This is a genomic window from Bradyrhizobium sp. Cp5.3 (assembly GCF_000426265.1).
Lineage (GTDB): Bacteria > Pseudomonadota > Alphaproteobacteria > Rhizobiales > Xanthobacteraceae > Bradyrhizobium > Bradyrhizobium neotropicale.
Genome location: NZ_AUFA01000003.1, coordinates 454,343 through 471,111, shown reverse-complemented (window position 1 = coordinate 471,111; position 16,769 = coordinate 454,343). Strand labels below are relative to the sequence as shown.

Below are 16,769 nucleotides of genomic sequence, written 5' to 3'. Positions count from 1 at the left end.
AGCCGTCATGGCTCATCTCGAGGCTGAGGTGGCTGAAGTGGCGGGCGAGGTGACGTTGCAGTCCCCTCGCCGACCTTCGTTGCTGGCTTTGCTGGAACGCGTGCTCGGCCTCGTCGTCGAGATCCCGGCGGCGATCCTGGTCGTCGCCGAGATCGTCATCCTGTTCGCCGGCGTGGTCGCGCGCTACGGCCTGCACCGGCCGCTGATCTGGTCGGACGAGCTCGCCTCGATCCTGTTCCTGTGGCTGGCGATGCTGGGCGCGGCGGTGGCGTTCCGCCGCTCCGAGCACATGCGCATGACCGCGATCGTCGCGAGCGCAAGGCCTGCGATGCGCGTCTGGCTCGATCTCGTGGCGGTCTCCGCCGCGCTGGCGTTCCTCGTGATGATCGTCTGGCCGGCGTACGATTACGCCTATGAGGAAAGCTTCATCACCACGCCGGCGCTGCAGATCTCGAACATGTGGCGCGCCGTGGCCTTGCCGGTTGGCATCTGCCTGATGGCGGCATTCGCGGTGCTACGACTGTTGCGGGCCCCGGACTTTCGGCTGGTGCTGGCGGCCGTGGCGACCGTCGCCGTTGTCGTCGGTTTGTTCTGGCTCGCCGAGCCTTATCTGCGGCCGCTCGGCAACCTCAACCTCGTCATCTTCTTCGTCGGCGTTGCCGGCTTCTGCGTCTTCGCCGGCGTTCCCATTGCGTTCGGCTTTGGGCTCGCGATCTTCGGCTATCTGGCGCTGACCACGCGCACGCCGGTGATGGTGCTGGTCGGCCGCATGGACGAGGGCATGAGCCACCTCATCCTGCTGTCGGTGCCGCTGTTCGTGTTCCTGGGGCTCCTGATCGAGATGACCGGCATGGCGCGGGCCATGGTGGCGTTCCTGGCCAGCCTGCTCGGCCATGTCCGCGGTGGCCTGCACTACGTGCTGGTCGGCGCCATGTACCTGGTCTCCGGCATCTCCGGCGCCAAGGCCGCCGACATGGCCGCGGTTGCACCCGTGCTGTTCCCCGAGATGAAGGAACGCGGCGCCAAGCCCGGCGATCTCGTCGCCCTGCTCGCGGCAACCGGCGCGCAGACTGAGACCATTCCGCCGAGCCTCGTGCTGATCACCATCGGCTCGGTGACAGGTGTCTCGATCGCGGCGCTGTTCACGGGCGGCCTGCTGCCCGGCGGGGTTTTGGCGGTCACACTCTGCATGCTGGTGTGGTGGCGCTACCGCCATGAGGACATGAGCCACGTCCAACGCGCCACGGCTGGCGAGATCGGCAAGACCTTCATCATCGCCCTGCCCGCGCTCGCGCTGCCCTTCGTGATCCGTTACGCCGTGGTCGAGGGCATCGCGACGGCCACGGAAGTTTCCACCATCGGCATCGTCTATGGCGTCCTGGTCGGGCTCCTGATCTACCGCCGCTTCGACTGGCGGCGGCTGTTCCCAATGCTGGTCGAGACCGCGGCGCTGTCGGGCGCGATCCTTCTCATCATCGGCACGGCCACCGGCATGGCCTGGGGCCTGACCCAATCCGGCTTCTCGCGCTCGCTGGCTTCAGCCATGACCGGCCTGCCCGGCGGCTCGGCCTCCTTCATTGCCGTCTCGATCCTGGCCTTCACCATCCTCGGCAGCGTGCTCGAGGGAATTCCCGCCATCGTGCTGTTCGGGCCGCTGCTGTTTCCGATCGCCCGCGCCGTCGGGGTGCACGAGGTGCACTATGCCATGGTGATCATTCTGGCGATGGGTATCGGGCTATTCGCCCCACCCTTCGGCGTCGGCTATTATGCCGCCTGCGCCATCGGACGCGTCGATCCGGCCGAAGGCATCAGGCCGATCTGGGGCTACCTGCTGGCGCTGCTCGTGGGATTGATCATCGTCGCGATCTTCCCCTGGATTTCGATCGGATTCCTTTGACGCGGCGTGAAGGAGGGTGTCGATGAGTGACCGGCAGAACCAGTACAATCTCGGCCTCGACAAGACTCCCGCCAATTACGTGCCGCTGACGCCACTGAGCTTCCTCGCGCGCAGCGCCGCCGTCTATCCCGATCACGTCGGCACAGTCTACGAAGGCCGCAGCTTTACCTGGGCGCAGACCTACGAGCGCTGCCGGCGCTTTGCCTCCTGGCTTGCAGGCAAGGGCATCGGCGTCGGCGACACCGTCGCGGCGATGCTGCCGAACGTGCCGGCAATGAACGAAGTGCACTTCGCGGTGCCCATGACCGGCGCGGTGCTCAATGCGCTGAACATCCGCCTCGATGCGCCCTCGATCGCGTTCCAGCTCGACCATGGCGGCGCCAAGATCATCCTGGTCGATCCCGAATTTGCCGGCGTGATCTCTGACGCGCTGGCGCAGATGACGGGGCCCAAGCCCCTCGTGATCGACGTCGACGACGCCGCGTTCAAGGGCGGCAAGCGGATCGGCGAGATCGACTATGAAACTGCCGTTGCGGAAGGCGATCCGAACTTCACCGCGATCCTGCCGCGGGACGAGTGGGACGCCATTGCGCTGAGCTACACCTCGGGCACGACGGGCAATCCCAAGGGCGTCGTCACCCATCATCGCGGCGCCTATCTGAACGCCGTGAGCAACATCCTCGCCGGCAATCTCGGCCAGCATCCGGTCTATCTCTGGACACTGCCGATGTTCCACTGCAACGGCTGGTGCTTCCCCTGGACGATCGCGGCGGCCGCCGGCATCAATGTCTGCCTGCGCAAGGTCGAACCGACCAAGATCTTCGAGCTGATCAAGCAGCACGGCGTCACCCACATGTGCGGCGCGCCGATCGTCTACAACACGCTGATCAACGCACCCGATGCGCCCAAAGGCAACGCCGCGCGCCGCGTCGTCGGCCTGATCGCCGGCGCTGCGCCGCCGGTCGCTGTGCTGGAGGGTGCCGAGAGCATCGGCATCAAGCTCACTCACGTCTACGGTTTGACCGAGGTCTACGGCCCCGCTTCCGTCTGCGCCGAGCAACCCGGCTGGGACGAACTGCCCGCGCCCGCGCGCGCGAGCATGAAGCGCCGGCAGGGCGTATCCTATCCGCTAGAGGAAGCCGTCACCGTCATCAATCCGCAGACCATGCAGGAGGTGGCGCGCGATGGCGAGACCATCGGCGAGGTCATGTTCCGCGGCAACATCGTGATGAAGGGATACTTGAAGAACGAGAAGGCCACCAAGGAAGCCTTCGAAGGCGGCTGGCTTCACACCGGCGATCTCGGCGTGCTCGACGAGCACGGCTACGTCATCATCAAGGACCGCTCCAAGGACATCATCATCTCCGGCGGCGAGAACATCTCCTCCGTCGAGGTCGAGGACATCCTCTACAAGCACCCGGCCGTGCTGTTCGCGGCGGTGGTGGCAAAACCCGATCCGAAATGGGGCGAGGTGCCCTGCGCCTTCGTCGAGCTGAAGGACGGCGCCAGCGCAAGCGAAGCCGACATCATCGCCTTCTGCCGCACTCACATGAGCGGCTTCAAGACGCCGAAGGCCGTCGTGTTCGGACCGATCCCGAAGACCTCGACCGGCAAGATCCAGAAATTCCTGCTGCGCAACGAGGTCGGATCGACCAAGGCGATCTCGGCCTGAGCTGACCTGTAAACGGATGCGCCCCTAAGGCCGCGGATTGACGCGGCGCTTCGTGCTGCTCGCGATTCGCCTGCAATCGATTGTGCACGTCCGACGACATCAAGACACGACCGGAAAAGGTTGGAAAACGTTAGAGACCAACCTACCCTCACAACCAGTCGGATTCGCTGATTCCAGATGATTCGCCGCGCGGAGCTCGCGGCTGGCGACCGGCGCGGTTGGGGCGTTTCATGCGGTTGGTGTCGTGAGCGCAGACGTGCGTGCGCGTCTGGCGCTGCTGCTATTGACGGCTGGACTCTTGCTGCCCGGCGCGGCCAGCGCGCAGACCATGCGCGAGCTCGGCGCGTTCGCGGGCGGGCAGAGTCCTGGGCCCGCCGGCCCGAATGTAGGCTACGGCTTCAACAATTTCGCCGGTCCCGCGATGTTCGGCGGCCCGCAGCAACCGCCTTTCGCCGGCGCGTGGTTCGGCAATGGCAGCGGCGGTGGCGGCATCCAGCCGGGCTACGGCTGGAACGCCGATCCGCAAGGCGCCGCCGGCGGGCCGAGGTTCGTCGGCATGCAACAGGCCTTTGGCGGCCGCCCCGACGGCGCCGCGCAGACCGAGAAGGCGCAGGCCACCTTCCTCGCGATGACGCAGTTCACGCGGACCCTGCTCGATCCCGCCATCGATGGCCGCGGCGCTACGCCTGCCGAATTCGATGCGGAGCTTACGGCCTATGCGTCCGTGGGCAACGACCAGACGCATGGCGGCATCGGACGCGAGGCCTATGAGGCGATCTACGGCAAGCCCTCGCTCGCGGCTCCGCACTGGAACGTCTGGGCAGCGGGCTTCAGTGGATCACAGGTGTCGACCGGCGGCGCCGGCGCCGCCAACCGGAGCTATGGCACCGTCGTTGGCGCCGACTATTCGCTCTCGCCGCAGACGCGGATGGGATTTGCGCTCGCGGGCGGCGGCACCGGCTTTGCCAATAATTATTCCAGCGGCCAATCCGATCTGTTCCAGGCCGGCGCTTTCGTCAGGCACGCCGTCGGAGCGGCCTATGTTGCGACCGCGCTGGCCTATGGCTGGCAGGCCATCACCAACGGCTATGCGGCGACGCCAGCGGGGACCGACCAGCTCAACGCGGCCCTCAACGCCAACGCTTATTCCGGCCGCATTGAGAGCGGCTATCGTTTTGCCACGCGCTGGCTCGGCGTTACGCCCTATGCGGCCGCGGAGGTCACGACGTTCCGCCTGCCCGGCAATGGCGGCCAGCCGGCCTATGCGGCAGGTGGGTTTGCAGCGGCGGCCGGCAGCGACAGCAGCTTCACCGACGGCCGTACCGAGCTCGGCTTGCGCACGAGCACATCGTTTGGGCTTGCGGGGAGCTCGATCAACCTGCGAGGACGGCTCGCCTGGGCGCACGATGTCAGCGCGACGCAATCGACGCCGTCGACATTCCGGGCCTTGCCGGGCCAGAGCTTCTTCACCGGCGGCACACTGCGCGCGGCCGACTCGGCCTTGGCGGGCGTTGCGTTCGAACTGCGAGGGATCGATGGCTGGTCCGCCGCGGCGAATTTCGACAGCGAGCTCTCGAGCCTGCTGCGCTCCTACACCGGCAGGGCCGCGCTGCGCTACGCCTGGTAGGCAGGCTCAGTGCGTCTCCAGGCGCATTCCGTCATGGGCGGGCACGACGCCCGCGGGCAGCTTGTGCCTGAGCACCTCGTAGTCGACATCCGCCGTCATGTTGGTGATGACCGCGCGCTTCGGCTTGAAGCGTTCGATCCAGGACAGCGCGTCATTGATGCTGAAATGGCTGGTGTGAGTGGTGTAACGCAAGCCGTCGACGATCCAGAGATCGAGACCTTCCAGCGCGCCCCAGCTTTCCCGCGGGATGTCGTTGAGGTCGGGCGTGTAGGCGGCGTTGCCGATGCGATAGCCGAGCGCCGGGATCTGGCCGTGCTGCACGATGAAGGCCGAGAGCGTGACCGCACCGCCCTTCCCCAAAATGGTCTGGCTTTCTCCGGCTTCGATGGAATGCCGGGTCAGGATTGGCGGATAGTCACTGCCTTCAGGCGAGATGAAGCAGTAGGAAAACCGCGCCATGATGTCCTTGGCGGTCGACTGATTGAAATAGGTCGGAATGCGCCGGCGCATGTGCAGCACGACCGAACGCAAATCATCCATGCCGTGGGTCTGGTCGGCATGCTCATGCGTCAAGAACACCGCATCGATGTGATCGACATTGGCATCGATCAGTTGCTCGCGCAGGTCAGGTGAGGTGTCGATCACGATGCGCGTGGTGCCGTGGTCGGCGGTGTGCTCGACCATCAGCGAGCAGCGGCGCCGACGGTTCTTCGGGTTGTTGGGATCGCAGGCGCCCCAGCCGAGGGCCGGGCGCGGCACGCCGGCGGAGGAGCCGCAGCCCAGGATCGTCAGCGTCAGTGTCATGCGGCTCCTGGTCTTACGCTTTCACCTTGGAGAACAGGCGGAAGAAGTTTTCGGTGGTCTGGCGGGAGATTTCCTCGAGCGACACGCCGCGCGTTTCGGCGAGTACCTTTGCGACCTCCACCACATAGGCCGGCTCGTTGCGTTTGCCCCGAAACTTGCCGGGCGCAAGATAGGGAGAGTCTGTTTCAACCATAATACGATCGGACGGCAGTTCGGCTGCGAGCGCGCGCAGAGCCTCTGACTTCTTGAAGGTCAGGATGCCCGTGAAGCCGATGTAGAGCCCGAGCGAAACCGCCTTCATCGCCAGTTCGCGCCCACCCGTGTAACAATGCAGCACAGCGCGAAACGATCCCTTCGCGACTTCTTCTTCCAGGATCCGGCCGCAATCCTCGTCCGCCTCGCGGGTGTGAATCACGAGCGGCAGGCCGGTTGCGCGCGCTGCTGCGATATGCGCGCGAAAGCCCCTCGCCTGCGCCTCCGGTGAGCCGTTGTGGTAGAAATAATCCAGCCCGGCCTCCCCGAGCGCGACGACCTTGGGATGCTGTGTCAGCGCGATGAGTTCGTCCGGCGCGATACCGTCTTCGTCATCCGCATTGTGCGGATGGGTGCCGACCGAGCAGTAGACGTCGTCATACCGCTCGGCGATCGCAAGCAATTCGGTCAGCCGCCGCACCCGCGTCGAGATCGTCACCATGCGCTTGATGCCGGCCGCACGCGCGCGCGACACGATCCCGTCGAGATCCTCCGAAAAGTCCGGAAAATCCAGATGGCAGTGGCTATCGACCAGCATCGTGCGAGCGCCCCTTAGGCCGCCGGCTCGATGTAGCGCGGGAACGCCGGCGTCGGCGCCGGCAGCGTCGAGCCGGCCGCGATCCGCTTCTCACCGCCCAGCATGGCAAAGTTGCGCTCTCCTTTCGGGATACCGAGGCTGTCGAGCAGCAATCCCGAGGCGGTCGGCATCGCCGGCTGGGCCAGGATCGCGATCTGGCGGACCACTTCCGCCGTCACATACAGCACCGTCTTCTGCCGCGCAGGATCGGTCTTGGCGAGCGCCCAAGGCGCCTCGCCCGCGAAGTAGCGGTTGGCTTCCGCGACCACGGCCCACACGGCGTTGAGCCAGTGATGTATCTGCTGGCTCGCCATCGCCTCGCGGCTAGCTGCGATCATGCCATCAGCCATTCCGAGGATCGCCTTGTCGTTATCGCTGAACTCGCCGGGCTCGGGCAGCACACCGCCCAATTGCTTGGCAATCATCGACAGCGAGCGCTGCGCGAGATTGCCGAGATCGTTGGCGAGATCGGCATTGATGCGCGCGACGATGGCTTCGTGGTTGTAGTTGCCGTCCTGGCCGAACGGCACCTCGCGCAGGAAGAAATAGCGCATCTGGTCGACGCCATACTGATCCGCGAGGTTGAAGGGGTCGACGACGTTGCCGACCGACTTCGACATCTTCTCACCCTTGTTGAACAGGAATCCGTGGGCATAGACGCGCTTCGGCACCGGAATGCCGGCCGACATCAGGAACGCCGGCCAGTAGACTGCGTGGAAGCGGATGATGTCCTTGCCGATGATGTGCACATCGGCCGGCCAATAGCGCCAATTACCGTCGCTCTCGTCGGGGAAACCGACGCCGGTGATGTAGTTGGTGAGCGCGTCGACCCAGACATACATCACGTGCTCTTCGTCATCAGGGACCTTCACGCCCCAGTCGAACGTGGTGCGCGAGATCGAGAGATCGCGCAGGCCGCTTCTGACGAAGCTCGTCACCTCGTTGCGGCGCGCGTCCGGGCCAATGAAGTCGGGATGCTCCTCGTAGAGCTTCAGCAGCCTGTCCTGATAGGCCGACAGGCGGAAGAAGTAGCTCTTCTCCTCAACCCACTCGACCGGCGTGCCCTGGGGACCAAGGCGCACGCCGTCATCGTTGAGGCGCGTCTCGTCCTCAGCGTAATAGGCCTCATCCCGCACCGAGTACCAGCCGGAATAAGTGTCGGCGTAGATGTCGCCATTGGCGGCCATGCGCCGCCAGATCTCCTTGCTGGAGTCATGATGCTGCGCTTCGGTGGTGCGGATAAAGCGGTCGAACGACACGTTCAGGCGCTCGTCCATTTCCTTGAAGCGGCCGGCGTTGCGGGTGGCGAGCGCGGAGGGAGTGAGACCTTCGTTCTGCGCGGTCTGGATCATCTTCAGACCGTGCTCGTCGGTGCCGGTCAGGAAGAACACGTCCTTGCCGTCGAGCCGCGCAAAGCGCGCGAGCACGTCTGCCGAAATCGCTTCATAGGCGTGACCGATATGCGGGTTGCCGTTGGGATAGGCGATCGCCGTCGTGATGTAGAATGCGTTGTTGCGCGCAGATGCGGCAACGGGCGCGGCGGTCTGCGGAACAGCAGCAGCCTTCGGCGCGCGCGGCGCCTTCGGCTTCACAGCCTTCGGCGGAGCGACGGGAGCCGACGCGACGGGCGGCGCAGCCACCCTCACCCTTTTGACCGCCTTCTTCGCCGGAGCCTTGGCCTGTGTCTTAGCCTGTGCCTTGGCAGCCTTCTTCTTCGAAGCCTTCTTGGCGACGACCTGCTTCTTGGCTGCTTTCTTGCCGGTCTTCTTTGCCGCCTTCGTCGTCTTTTTCACGCCCTTCTTGGCGGCTGCCTTCTTGGTCTTTTTGGCAGCCTTGCGCGCACGCGCCTTCGTCGCCTTCTTGGCGGCTTTCTTCGCAGCCTTCTTGCCGCTCTTGGCTTTGACGGTTTTCTTAGCTCGCGTTGCCACCACGAATTCCTTTACCGGCTTCTCAAAATTTGGAAACGAACCTGCGCCTAGCGCGTTGCGTCCGCCAGCCAGCCGAACACCGAGAAAACCAAGGGCTTTCGCTCCAGATTGTAGGTTTCGGTGTCGCGCGCGGCGCGGACGATCTTTTCCCATACCTCCGCAAGGCGCGCAAGGCGCGGCAGGTTCTGGTTGGCGCAGGCTTCGTCCGCATGCAGGCGCTCGGCGATCCAGCGATCGATGCCGTCGATAAAGGCGGCGAGCGCGACGCGGTCGCTGGTGCCGAGGGAATCGCCGAGCGTGTGCAATTCGCGCGGATCGACCTGCGGCAGGCGCGCGAGCAGCGCGGCCGTGCGCTGCTGCAGCTTGAGCGCATCGCCGCCGAGAAGCGTCAACGCCCGCGCGACGCTGCCCTCGGAGGCCTCCGCCGCCTCGCGCAGCGCCGGGTCGCTCGGCTCAATGTCGGCGGCGGCTGCCGCGGCGCTGATCACCTCGTCGGTTGCGAGCGGACGCAGGCGCAGCTTGCGGCATCGCGACTGGATCGTCGCCAGCACCCGCGCGGGCGCGTGGCTCACGAGCAAGAACAGCGATTGCTGCGGCGGCTCCTCGAGAATTTTCAAAAGCGCATTCGCCGCGTTCGGATTGAGCTCGTCGACGGTGTCGACGATACAGACGCGCCAGCCTTCCGCCGCAGCCGTCGAGCCGAAGAACGCGATGGTCTCACGCGTCTCGTCCACCGTGATCACGGTGCGCATCACGCCGCGATCGTTGGCGGTGCGCTCCAGCGTCAACAGGCCGCCATGCGAGCCGGCGGCGATCTGCCGCGCCACGGGGTCGTCGGGATCGAGCGCCAGACTCTCGGAACGCTGCACGGCCGGCGCAAGCGGCTGGCCGTGGGCGAGCACGAAGCGCGCCATCCGGTAGGCCAGCGTCGCCTTGCCAATCCCTTGTGGCCCGCCGATCAGCCAGGCATGCGGGATGCGCCCGCTGCGATAGGCGGTGAGCAGCGCCAGCTCGGCCTCGTGATGGCCGAACAGACGGCTGTTCTCGCGCGGATGCGCAATGGCGGCCCCGCGCTCGGCCTGGCGCTGGCTCATATCGAAACCGCCGATGCTGGCGTGGGAAGCAGGCGCTCGCGCAGCGCGGTCCAGATGCGTCCGGCGACCGTGTCGACATCGGCGTTGGCGTCGATCAGCACGCAGCGCGCGGGTTCTTCCGCCGCGATCCTGCGATAGGCGTCGCGCAGGCCTTGATGGAACCTGAGGTTTTCACCCTCGAACCGGTCCGGCGCCCCCTTGCCGCGACGTGCGGCAGCACGCTGCAAGCCGATCTCGACGGGCAGGTCGAGAATGAAGGTGAGGTCCGGCCTGAGATCGCCGATCGTGACCCGCTCCATCGCGTTGATCAGCCCGGCCGGCACGCTGCCGACGCTGCCCTGATAGGCCCGCGTCGAGTCGGCGAAGCGGTCGCACAGGACCCAAGCACCCTGGTTGAGCGCGGGCTGGATCCGGGTGCGGACATGGTCGTCGCGCGCGGCGGCAAACAGCAGCGTCTCGGCCTCGGGCCCGAGCAGCTTGCCCATACCGGAGAGCACGAGATGGCGCATGATCTCGGCGCCAGGTGAGCCGCCCGGCTCGCGCGTGACGACGATGCGGAGCTTGGCCGCCTTCAGCCGGTCGGCGAGCTTCTTGATCTGGGTCGACTTGCCCGCCCCCTCTCCGCCTTCAAAGGTGATGAAGCGTCCGCGTCCGGACGGGCGCTGTGCCGTGATCTCGGTCATGATCAGAGCTTCTCGGCGCCTGCGCGGAAGGCGCCGATCACGAGTTCGCTGGCGCCGTCGATCGCGCGGCGCATGGTCGAGCCGGTGCCGATCGCCTCTGCGGCATAGACCGGCGTCTCCACCGCGATGCTGCCGCTGCGCCAGACCCGTACCACGCCCACCGGCTGGCCCTCCTGGATCGGCGCACGCACCGGGCCGCTATAGACGATGCGCGCGATCAGCTTGTCGTTCCCGTTCTTGTGCACCATCACCTTCACGGGCTCCTTGGCGACGAGCTTGACGGAGCGGCTCTCTCCGCCGAACACCTTGGCGTAGCCGACCGGCTGGTCGGCCGCGATCAGCACGCGGGTCTCGAAATTGCGGAAGCCCCATTCCAGCATCTTCTTGGCTTCGGTGGCGCGGTCCTCGGGGTCTTCCAACCCGTTGACGACGACGATCAGCCGCGTGCCATTCTGCACGGCCGAGCCGACCATGCCGTAGCCCCCTTCCTTGGTGTAGCCGGTTTTCAGGCCGTCGGCGCCTTCCATTGAATTCAGCAGAGGATTGCGGTTCGGCTGGCGGATCTTGTTCCAGGTGAACTCCTTCTCGCCGAACAGTTTGTAGAATTCCGGGTAATCCAGGATGATGTGGCGGGCGAGGATGCCGAGCTCACGCACCGTCATCTTGTTGCCGGGGTCGGGCAAGCCGTTGGAGTTGCCGAAGGTCGATCTGGTCAGGCCGAGCTCGCGGGCGCGCTTGGTCATGAAGTCGGCGGCGAAAAGGCGCTCATTGCCGGCGATGCCTTCGGCGAGCGCGATGCACGCGTCATTGCCGCTCTGGATGATCGCGCCATGCAGAAGATCATCCACCGAAACCTTGCTGTTGATGGCGGCGAACATGGTCGAGCCGCCGGACGGCGCGCCGCCCCTGCGCCAGGCATTCTCGCTGATCCGATATTCGTCGGTCAGCTTGATGTCGCCCTTCTTGACGGCATTGAAGACGACCTCCGCGGTCATCAGTTTCATCATGCTGGAGGGCGCGCGCAGCTCGTCGGCGTTCTTCTCGAACAGCACGCTGCCGCTGGAGGCTTCGATCAGGATCGCCGTGGGCGCATCGCCGTCGAAGCCGGAATCTTCCGTTTTCTTGGCACCCTGAACGCTCTGGTTGGCGGCGTAGAGCACTCCACTCCAGCCGACGCTCACAACGAGAAGCGTCGCGATCAGGCCACGCGCCAGCGTCCCGGCCGTGGGCCGGCTTGGACGCGGCAAAGAAATACGAAATGCCATGGCGAAGCCCTGAGAGCGGCGTTCTAACAGTTGGAACCGGTGCGAACAACACGAGGATGGTCGCTCACCCCGGAGATTGCACGATTCTTTCCACGCCCCTATCGTGGAACCTCATGATTTTCGACCAAACCCCTGAAACAAGGCGGAAAAGCGATGTCTTCCACCCGCGTCATCAAGGCCAACGGGATCGAGCTCTTCATCCGTGAGCAGGGCCAGGGACCGCTGGTGGTGCTTTGCCATGGCTGGCCCGAACTCTCCTACTCCTGGCGCCACCAGATCCCGGCGCTCGCAGCCGCCGGCTTCCACGTCGTTGCGCCCGACATGCGCGGCTACGGCCAGAGCGCGGCGCCATCCGAGGTCTCAGCCTATTCGATCTTCGATACGGTCGGCGACGTGGTCGGCCTGGTGCAGGCGCTCGGCGAAACCAAAGCCATGGTCGTCGGCCACGACTGGGGCGCGCCGGTCGCCTGGCACGCGGCGCTATTCCGTCCCGATATCTTCACGGCGGTCGCGGGCCTCAGCGTGCCGCCGCCGTTCCGCGGCCGTGGCAAGCCGCTCGACCTGCTGCGCCAGGGCGGCGTCACCAACTTCTATTGGCAATATTTCCAGACGCCCGGCGTCGCCGAGGCCGAGCTCGAGCGCGACGTCGCTCGCACCATGCGCATCGTGCTCGGCGGACGCGGACTTGCCGATCCCACCGCGGCCATGTTCGTGCAGGAGGGCAAGGGCTTTCTCGGCCATGCAACCACCGAGGAGCCGCTGCCCGCCTGGCTATCCGAAACCGACCTCGCCTATTTCACCGAGACCTTCCGCAAGTCCGGCTTCCGCGGCGGACTGAACTGGTATCGCAACATCGACCGCAACTGGGAGCTCACGGCGCCCTGGCAAGATGCACAGATCCATCAGCCGTCCCTCTTCATCGCAGGCTCGCGGGACGCCGTCATCACCGGCCTGATCGGAGCCAAGCGCGTCAACGAGCTGGAGCGGGTGCTGCCGAACCTCACGCGGAAGCTGATCATCGATGGCGCCGGCCACTGGGTGCAGCAGGAGCGGCCCGACGAGGTGAACGCTGCGCTGGTGACATTCCTGAAGGAGAGCGCGGCTCAGTAGAGGCCGCGGCCGGTCAGAATGCTGCGGGCTTCCGCGGCCCCATCGGAGACCGAGCCGCCATCATTGGCGTAGCGACCGTCCTCGTCATACGACACCTGCCGGGTGTTCTGGGGCGCCCGGCCGCGGCTGCGGCTCGAGGCCGACATTTCCGAGGTTGCGTTAATCGAGGCGACATCGGCGGAGGCGCTTCCGAGACTATAGGGCCGCCCCTCCGGCATCGGGACCTCGCCGCGGATGGCACCGCGGGTCGACGACGGCAGCTCGGGCACGAACGGTTTTGCCGAGGCGACCCGGACCATCGAGGGCGACGGCGCCGGAATGCCGGTGCGCAGGGTCGCCATCAGCTGGCGGTCGTCGGAGCCTTCCAGGGGCGCCCGGCCGACATATTCGACGCGAACCTTGGCGACGCCGTTGCCTTTGAATTCAAGCAGTTCGGCGGCCTTGTTCGAGACGTCGATGAGCCGGTTGCCGTGATAGGGCCCGCGGTCATTGACGCGGACGATCAGCGACTTGCCGTTCGAAAGATTGGTCACCCGCGCGTAGGACGGCATCGGCAGGGTCGGATGCGCCGCCGTCAGCGAGCCCATGTCGAACACCTCGCCATTGGCGGTCAGGCGGCCATGGAAGTCATCGCCGTACCAGGAGGCCTGGCCTTCGGCGCGGTAGTTGACGTCCTCTTCAGGCACGTAGGTCCGGCCTGCCACGACATAAGGCTTGCCGACACGGTAGGTGCCGCCGCCCTTTGGGACCGGTTCGCCCCAGGCAACAACCCGGGGGCTGGAGGAGACGCCGTATTTCGGATCGACACGGCTGGCGAATTTGCCCGACGAGGCACAATTGGCGAGCGCAAGACAGATCGCAGCCGCAGCAACACCGCGCGCGGCCCGTACTACCGAATCTGACCGGATCCCCATTCGCCCCAAATACCATTTCGCCGGACGCGTGCCCAACCCGCCTTGATTGCGGACAGGCCTTCTGCCGGGGTTTATCCAGCGCGGCCCACCACCGCGTCGGACGTCACGACGATATCGCAACCGGAACACGGCGGAAATGGGGAGCCCGCGCTCGTCGCACCAAGATGGTAAACTGAAAGTTCGTTTCTCTCCGTTGGACTACGGAACGCGGACCCGTTTCGCTGTACCAGGCCCGGACAGTCTGTTGCGCCGAATCCTCACTCCACCCCCATTGTCGCGGTGCTCACCGGAATTCTTTTGACTGTGCAAGGCTGCATGCGTTCTCTCGGGTGCAGGGGCGGATTGGAATCTGACGATGATCGAGACGGTTTCGGCACTGATGGGTCTGGTGAGCGCAGGCATCTTCCTGGCCCATGCGTTTGAAGGTTACCGCACGCGCGCCTGAGGGCGCCCGCGCGGCGACACGCATCACCTCTTTTTCCACGACGGCACGTTCGGACATTTTTAATCAATCCGGCGGAGCATCGAAGACAAGAGCGGCAGGTGTCCCATGCGCAACCATGACTTCGTATCCGATGGTTTCCTGGCATTGACCGCTGGCGGCCTGGTGCTGCTGTGCTCGAGCCTCGTGGCGCTGGCCTTCGGCTGACCCCACCCCAATTCATTCGGCTTGATCCAAGCGTATCGCGTCGCAGCAAAGCGTGGGTTGTCCCGGATTGTCGGGCTCCCTTTTAGTTGATTGAATTTTCGCAACCGACGCCTCGACTTAATTTCAAGAGGCCATCACCAACGAGGGTGACGAAAATGCTTGCAGAGAAATTCATGATCGTCCTGGAATCGCTGATCCGCGGCAGCCGCACCTATCCCGACGGAAGTCCCCGGATCGTCAGCACCTCCCCGCACGTGCCGGTGAAGCTGCCTGGCTGAAATAACACCCCGCTCTTTCCTGATTGGCGGCGCGCCGCTCAGCGCAAGCCCAGCAGCGAACGGCGATAGGAGCTACCGCGGACCTCGTTCAGGCAGACAAAGCTGCCATCGAATCCCTGGCCGTAACGCTTCTGGCCCTTGGCGTAGTAGACGCCCTTCCTGAAATCCAGCCACACCACCTTGTCGCCGGGACAATGGCGCTGCGCCTGCCCCTCGTAGCGAAACGGCGTCAGCGGCATCGCCGACCCTCCGGTCATGCCGGCGCCAAGGACCGCAAGGACCAGGCCGGTCGTGCTGACGATCCTGCCGAAAGTTCTGCCAAGAAGACTGCCGGACACCACTCAACCTCCGCCCCAAGGCCATCACGCGACGACCGTTTCGGCAGGATAGCATGCGGCCGCGCGATCTGCAGGGAGCGGCCTGCAAGCGCGGCGTCTTCCGCCGGCCATCTTGTCGGGTTAGATGGGGAGGGATCAGAGACTGCGTGGATATTGCCCGAATGTTGGTTGAGCCTGAGACCAGGACCGGACCCCACCCGCCCTCGCCGCGCCTGCGCGCACTGCCGATGGTCATCTTCGGCTCGCGCTGGCTGCAATTGCCGCTCTATCTTGGGCTGATCATCGCGCAATGCGTCTACATCGCGCTGTTCGTCAAGGAGCTCTGGCATCTGTCCTGGCACGCCCTCGACCTCACCGAGCAGCAGATCATGATGAGCGTGCTCGCGCTGATCGACGTCGTGATGATCTCGAACCTGCTGGTGATGGTGATCGTCGGCGGCTACGAGACCTTCGTGTCCCGGCTCGACCTTGCCGGCCATCCCGACGAGCCGGAATGGCTCGGCCATGTCAATGCGAGCGTGCTCAAGATCAAGCTCGCGATGGCCATCATCGGCATCTCCTCGATCGCGCTGCTGCGCACCTTCATCGAGGCCGGCAATCTCGGCTCGGACCGCGCCGGCTTCACCGAGAAGGGCGTGATGTGGCAGGTGCTGATCCACATCACCTTCATAGCCTCGGCGATTGGCATCGCCTTCGTCGACAAGCTCAGCGACAGTGGCGTGCGCAGGCACGCGGAGTGAGCCGCCGGCCAGGGGCCGCTGATCGCTAGCGCTGGTCGCTCGGCAGGGCTTCGAGCTGCGCCAGCGCTTGATGCAGGCATTCCCTCATCTTCTGCGCGACCTGTTCGGGCAATATGCCCTTGCCGGCTAGATCGTCCGACACCTTGCGCAAGGTCTCGTCGACCGACCGGTTCTCCAGGCTCGCGGTCACCAGCGCGGTCGCATAGCTCGCCGCCGCATCCCCCGTGAGCTCGAGCTGCCCCGCGGCCCACAGGCCGAGCAGCTTGTTGGACCGGGCCGTGGCCTTGAACATGAGCTCCTCGTCGTGGGCGAATTTGGCCTCAAAACCCTGCTCGCGCTTGTCGAACGTAGTCATTCTCAGCTCCATTGCGTTGCGCCGGTGAAGAGAGTGGAAGCGGATCGTCTCCGTGGTTCTCGTCAATCGGGATTGTTTGAATCATCCTCCCGGAAACCGAGCGCCGTCAAGCCTCCGCCGTCCACTCGCTCGAGCTTGCCTTGCGCGCACGGCGAAAGGCAACGGGCGCTCGAGGCGACGGCTGCCTTTCGGAAGAGTTGTGATGGGCGAGATCTGCGCGGATCAATCCTTGGCCATCAGTCCTTGGCCATCAATCCTTGGCCGCAGCCGCTTCGCGCGCGAGCCGTTCGGCCTTCAGCCGTTCGCGATTGGCATGGAACGCCTTCTGCGCGGCCTCATGGTCGCGCATGGCTTTCTCCGCCTCCTGACGCCGGGCCGCATCGCGCGCCTGACGCTGTTCAGGGGTCAAGGGTTTGCGTCGGAAGGAAACGTTCTCGGTCATGCCGAGACAACGCGGAGGTGGCGGCAAGGTTCCATAGGCGCGCCCGGGCTGACCTGCGTGGTGAGCCAGAGTCATCAGAATATCAGGTGCTTAGTGCCGAAAAAGGGGACGCAACACGATACCCTGCGGGCGCGCCAAGCCAGG

The 16,769-nt window shown here is 65.2% G+C and carries 16 protein-coding genes; 6 read left to right on the top strand and 10 right to left on the bottom strand.

What is annotated here, in order from left to right; all coding sequences use genetic code 11:
- The first annotated feature begins 7 nt into the window (after positions 1-7).
- The 3 genes from K289_RS0107620 (at position 8) to K289_RS44030 (ending at position 5,196) form a co-directional block, all read left to right on the top strand.
- Positions 8-1,897, top strand: coding sequence for a TRAP transporter large permease subunit (locus K289_RS0107620; RefSeq protein WP_027550951.1), 1,890 nt, complete (start codon positions 8-10; stop codon positions 1,895-1,897).
- A gap of 22 nt (positions 1,898-1,919) precedes the next feature.
- Positions 1,920-3,569: an acyl-CoA synthetase gene (locus tag K289_RS0107615; RefSeq protein WP_027550950.1), complete on the top strand. Its 1,650-nt coding sequence runs from the start codon at positions 1,920-1,922 to the stop codon at positions 3,567-3,569.
- 256 nt (positions 3,570-3,825) lie between these two features.
- Entirely contained in the window at positions 3,826-5,196 is a 1,371-nt protein-coding gene (locus K289_RS44030) for an autotransporter outer membrane beta-barrel domain-containing protein (protein ID WP_156917843.1), read from the top strand.
- A 6-nt stretch (positions 5,197-5,202) separates the two neighbouring features.
- On the opposite strand, the gene K289_RS0107605 is transcribed toward K289_RS44030, so the two are convergent.
- The 6 genes from K289_RS0107605 to K289_RS0107580 are packed head-to-tail and all read right to left on the bottom strand — an operon-like array spanning position 5,203 to position 11,799.
- On the bottom strand, positions 5,203-6,000 hold the full coding sequence (locus K289_RS0107605) for an MBL fold metallo-hydrolase (protein WP_027550949.1): 798 nt from the start codon (positions 5,998-6,000) through the stop codon (positions 5,203-5,205).
- A 13-nt stretch (positions 6,001-6,013) separates the two neighbouring features.
- Positions 6,014-6,790: a TatD family hydrolase gene (locus K289_RS0107600; protein WP_027550948.1), complete on the bottom strand. Its 777-nt coding sequence runs from the start codon at positions 6,788-6,790 to the stop codon at positions 6,014-6,016.
- A gap of 14 nt (positions 6,791-6,804) precedes the next feature.
- Positions 6,805-8,757 carry a methionine--tRNA ligase gene (metG, locus tag K289_RS0107595; RefSeq protein ID WP_084788566.1) on the bottom strand — a complete coding sequence of 651 codons (1,953 nt, stop codon included), beginning with the start codon at positions 8,755-8,757 and terminating at the stop codon, positions 6,805-6,807.
- A 47-nt stretch (positions 8,758-8,804) separates the two neighbouring features.
- The gene (locus K289_RS0107590; protein ID WP_027550946.1) at positions 8,805-9,851 is read right to left on the bottom strand and encodes a DNA polymerase III subunit delta'; all 1,047 of its coding nucleotides are present in this window, start codon (positions 9,849-9,851) and stop codon (positions 8,805-8,807) included.
- Complete coding sequence (gene tmk, locus K289_RS0107585) at positions 9,848-10,534, bottom strand: dTMP kinase (protein ID WP_027550945.1); 687 nt, start codon at positions 10,532-10,534, stop codon at positions 9,848-9,850. Before tmk ends, K289_RS0107590 begins: the two co-directional genes overlap by 4 nt.
- 2 nt (positions 10,535-10,536) lie before the next feature.
- Positions 10,537-11,799 carry a D-alanyl-D-alanine carboxypeptidase family protein gene (locus tag K289_RS0107580; protein WP_027550944.1) on the bottom strand — a complete coding sequence of 421 codons (1,263 nt, stop codon included), beginning with the start codon at positions 11,797-11,799 and terminating at the stop codon, positions 10,537-10,539.
- A gap of 153 nt (positions 11,800-11,952) precedes the next feature.
- On the opposite strand from K289_RS0107580, the gene K289_RS0107575 reads away from it, so the two are divergent.
- Positions 11,953-12,909, top strand: a complete 957-nt coding sequence (locus K289_RS0107575) for an alpha/beta fold hydrolase (protein WP_027550943.1) — start codon at positions 11,953-11,955, stop codon at positions 12,907-12,909.
- Here K289_RS0107575 and K289_RS0107570 read toward each other — a convergent pair.
- Positions 12,903-13,823, bottom strand: coding sequence for a septal ring lytic transglycosylase RlpA family protein (locus K289_RS0107570; protein WP_027550942.1), 921 nt, complete (start codon positions 13,821-13,823; stop codon positions 12,903-12,905). The two genes, K289_RS0107575 and K289_RS0107570, sit on opposite strands and share 7 nt — an antisense overlap.
- 804 nt (positions 13,824-14,627) lie before the next feature.
- Here K289_RS0107570 and K289_RS52840 point away from each other — a divergent pair.
- Positions 14,628-14,750 (top strand): hypothetical protein, encoded by a 123-nt coding sequence (locus K289_RS52840; RefSeq protein ID WP_256379991.1) that lies wholly within the window; start codon positions 14,628-14,630, stop codon positions 14,748-14,750.
- A gap of 38 nt (positions 14,751-14,788) precedes the next feature.
- On the opposite strand, the gene K289_RS0107550 is transcribed toward K289_RS52840, so the two are convergent.
- Positions 14,789-15,052 (bottom strand): hypothetical protein, encoded by a 264-nt coding sequence (locus K289_RS0107550; RefSeq protein ID WP_027550941.1) that lies wholly within the window; start codon positions 15,050-15,052, stop codon positions 14,789-14,791.
- A 197-nt stretch (positions 15,053-15,249) separates the two neighbouring features.
- Here K289_RS0107550 and K289_RS0107545 point away from each other — a divergent pair, with 197 nt between their 5' ends.
- Positions 15,250-15,828, top strand: a complete 579-nt coding sequence (locus K289_RS0107545) for a TIGR00645 family protein (protein ID WP_027550940.1) — start codon at positions 15,250-15,252, stop codon at positions 15,826-15,828.
- 25 nt (positions 15,829-15,853) lie between these two features.
- Here the strand turns inward: K289_RS0107545 and K289_RS0107540 are convergent, their stop codons facing one another.
- Both K289_RS0107540 and K289_RS0107535 read right to left on the bottom strand, forming a co-directional pair.
- Positions 15,854-16,183, bottom strand: a complete 330-nt coding sequence (locus K289_RS0107540; RefSeq protein ID WP_035684179.1) for a DUF1476 domain-containing protein — start codon at positions 16,181-16,183, stop codon at positions 15,854-15,856.
- A 250-nt stretch (positions 16,184-16,433) separates the two neighbouring features.
- The gene (locus K289_RS0107535; RefSeq protein ID WP_027550938.1) at positions 16,434-16,625 is read right to left on the bottom strand and encodes a hypothetical protein; all 192 of its coding nucleotides are present in this window, start codon (positions 16,623-16,625) and stop codon (positions 16,434-16,436) included.
- Positions 16,626-16,769 lie beyond the last annotated feature (144 nt).

What these genes read in the sequence shown, in the direction of transcription:
- K289_RS52840 (WP_256379991.1), top strand. Translation starts at nt 14,628, where the DNA reads ATGCTTGCAGAGAAATTCATGATCGTCCTGGAATCGCTGATCCGCGGC.
- tmk (WP_027550945.1), bottom strand. Translation starts at nt 10,534, where the DNA reads ATGACCGAGATCACGGCACAGCGCCCGTCCGGACGCGGACGCTTCATC.
- K289_RS0107615 (WP_027550950.1), top strand. Translation starts at nt 1,920, where the DNA reads ATGAGTGACCGGCAGAACCAGTACAATCTCGGCCTCGACAAGACTCCC.
- K289_RS0107570 (WP_027550942.1), bottom strand. Translation starts at nt 13,823, where the DNA reads ATGGGGATCCGGTCAGATTCGGTAGTACGGGCCGCGCGCGGTGTTGCT.
- K289_RS0107620 (WP_027550951.1), top strand. Translation starts at nt 8, where the DNA reads ATGGCTCATCTCGAGGCTGAGGTGGCTGAAGTGGCGGGCGAGGTGACG.
- K289_RS0107605 (WP_027550949.1), bottom strand. Translation starts at nt 6,000, where the DNA reads ATGACACTGACGCTGACGATCCTGGGCTGCGGCTCCTCCGCCGGCGTG.
- K289_RS0107540 (WP_035684179.1), bottom strand. Translation starts at nt 16,183, where the DNA reads ATGACTACGTTCGACAAGCGCGAGCAGGGTTTTGAGGCCAAATTCGCC.
- K289_RS0107575 (WP_027550943.1), top strand. Translation starts at nt 11,953, where the DNA reads ATGTCTTCCACCCGCGTCATCAAGGCCAACGGGATCGAGCTCTTCATC.
- K289_RS0107590 (WP_027550946.1), bottom strand. Translation starts at nt 9,851, where the DNA reads ATGAGCCAGCGCCAGGCCGAGCGCGGGGCCGCCATTGCGCATCCGCGC.
- K289_RS0107535 (WP_027550938.1), bottom strand. Translation starts at nt 16,625, where the DNA reads ATGACCGAGAACGTTTCCTTCCGACGCAAACCCTTGACCCCTGAACAG.
- K289_RS0107545 (WP_027550940.1), top strand. Translation starts at nt 15,250, where the DNA reads ATGTTGGTTGAGCCTGAGACCAGGACCGGACCCCACCCGCCCTCGCCG.
- K289_RS0107580 (WP_027550944.1), bottom strand. Translation starts at nt 11,799, where the DNA reads ATGGCATTTCGTATTTCTTTGCCGCGTCCAAGCCGGCCCACGGCCGGG.
- K289_RS0107600 (WP_027550948.1), bottom strand. Translation starts at nt 6,790, where the DNA reads ATGCTGGTCGATAGCCACTGCCATCTGGATTTTCCGGACTTTTCGGAG.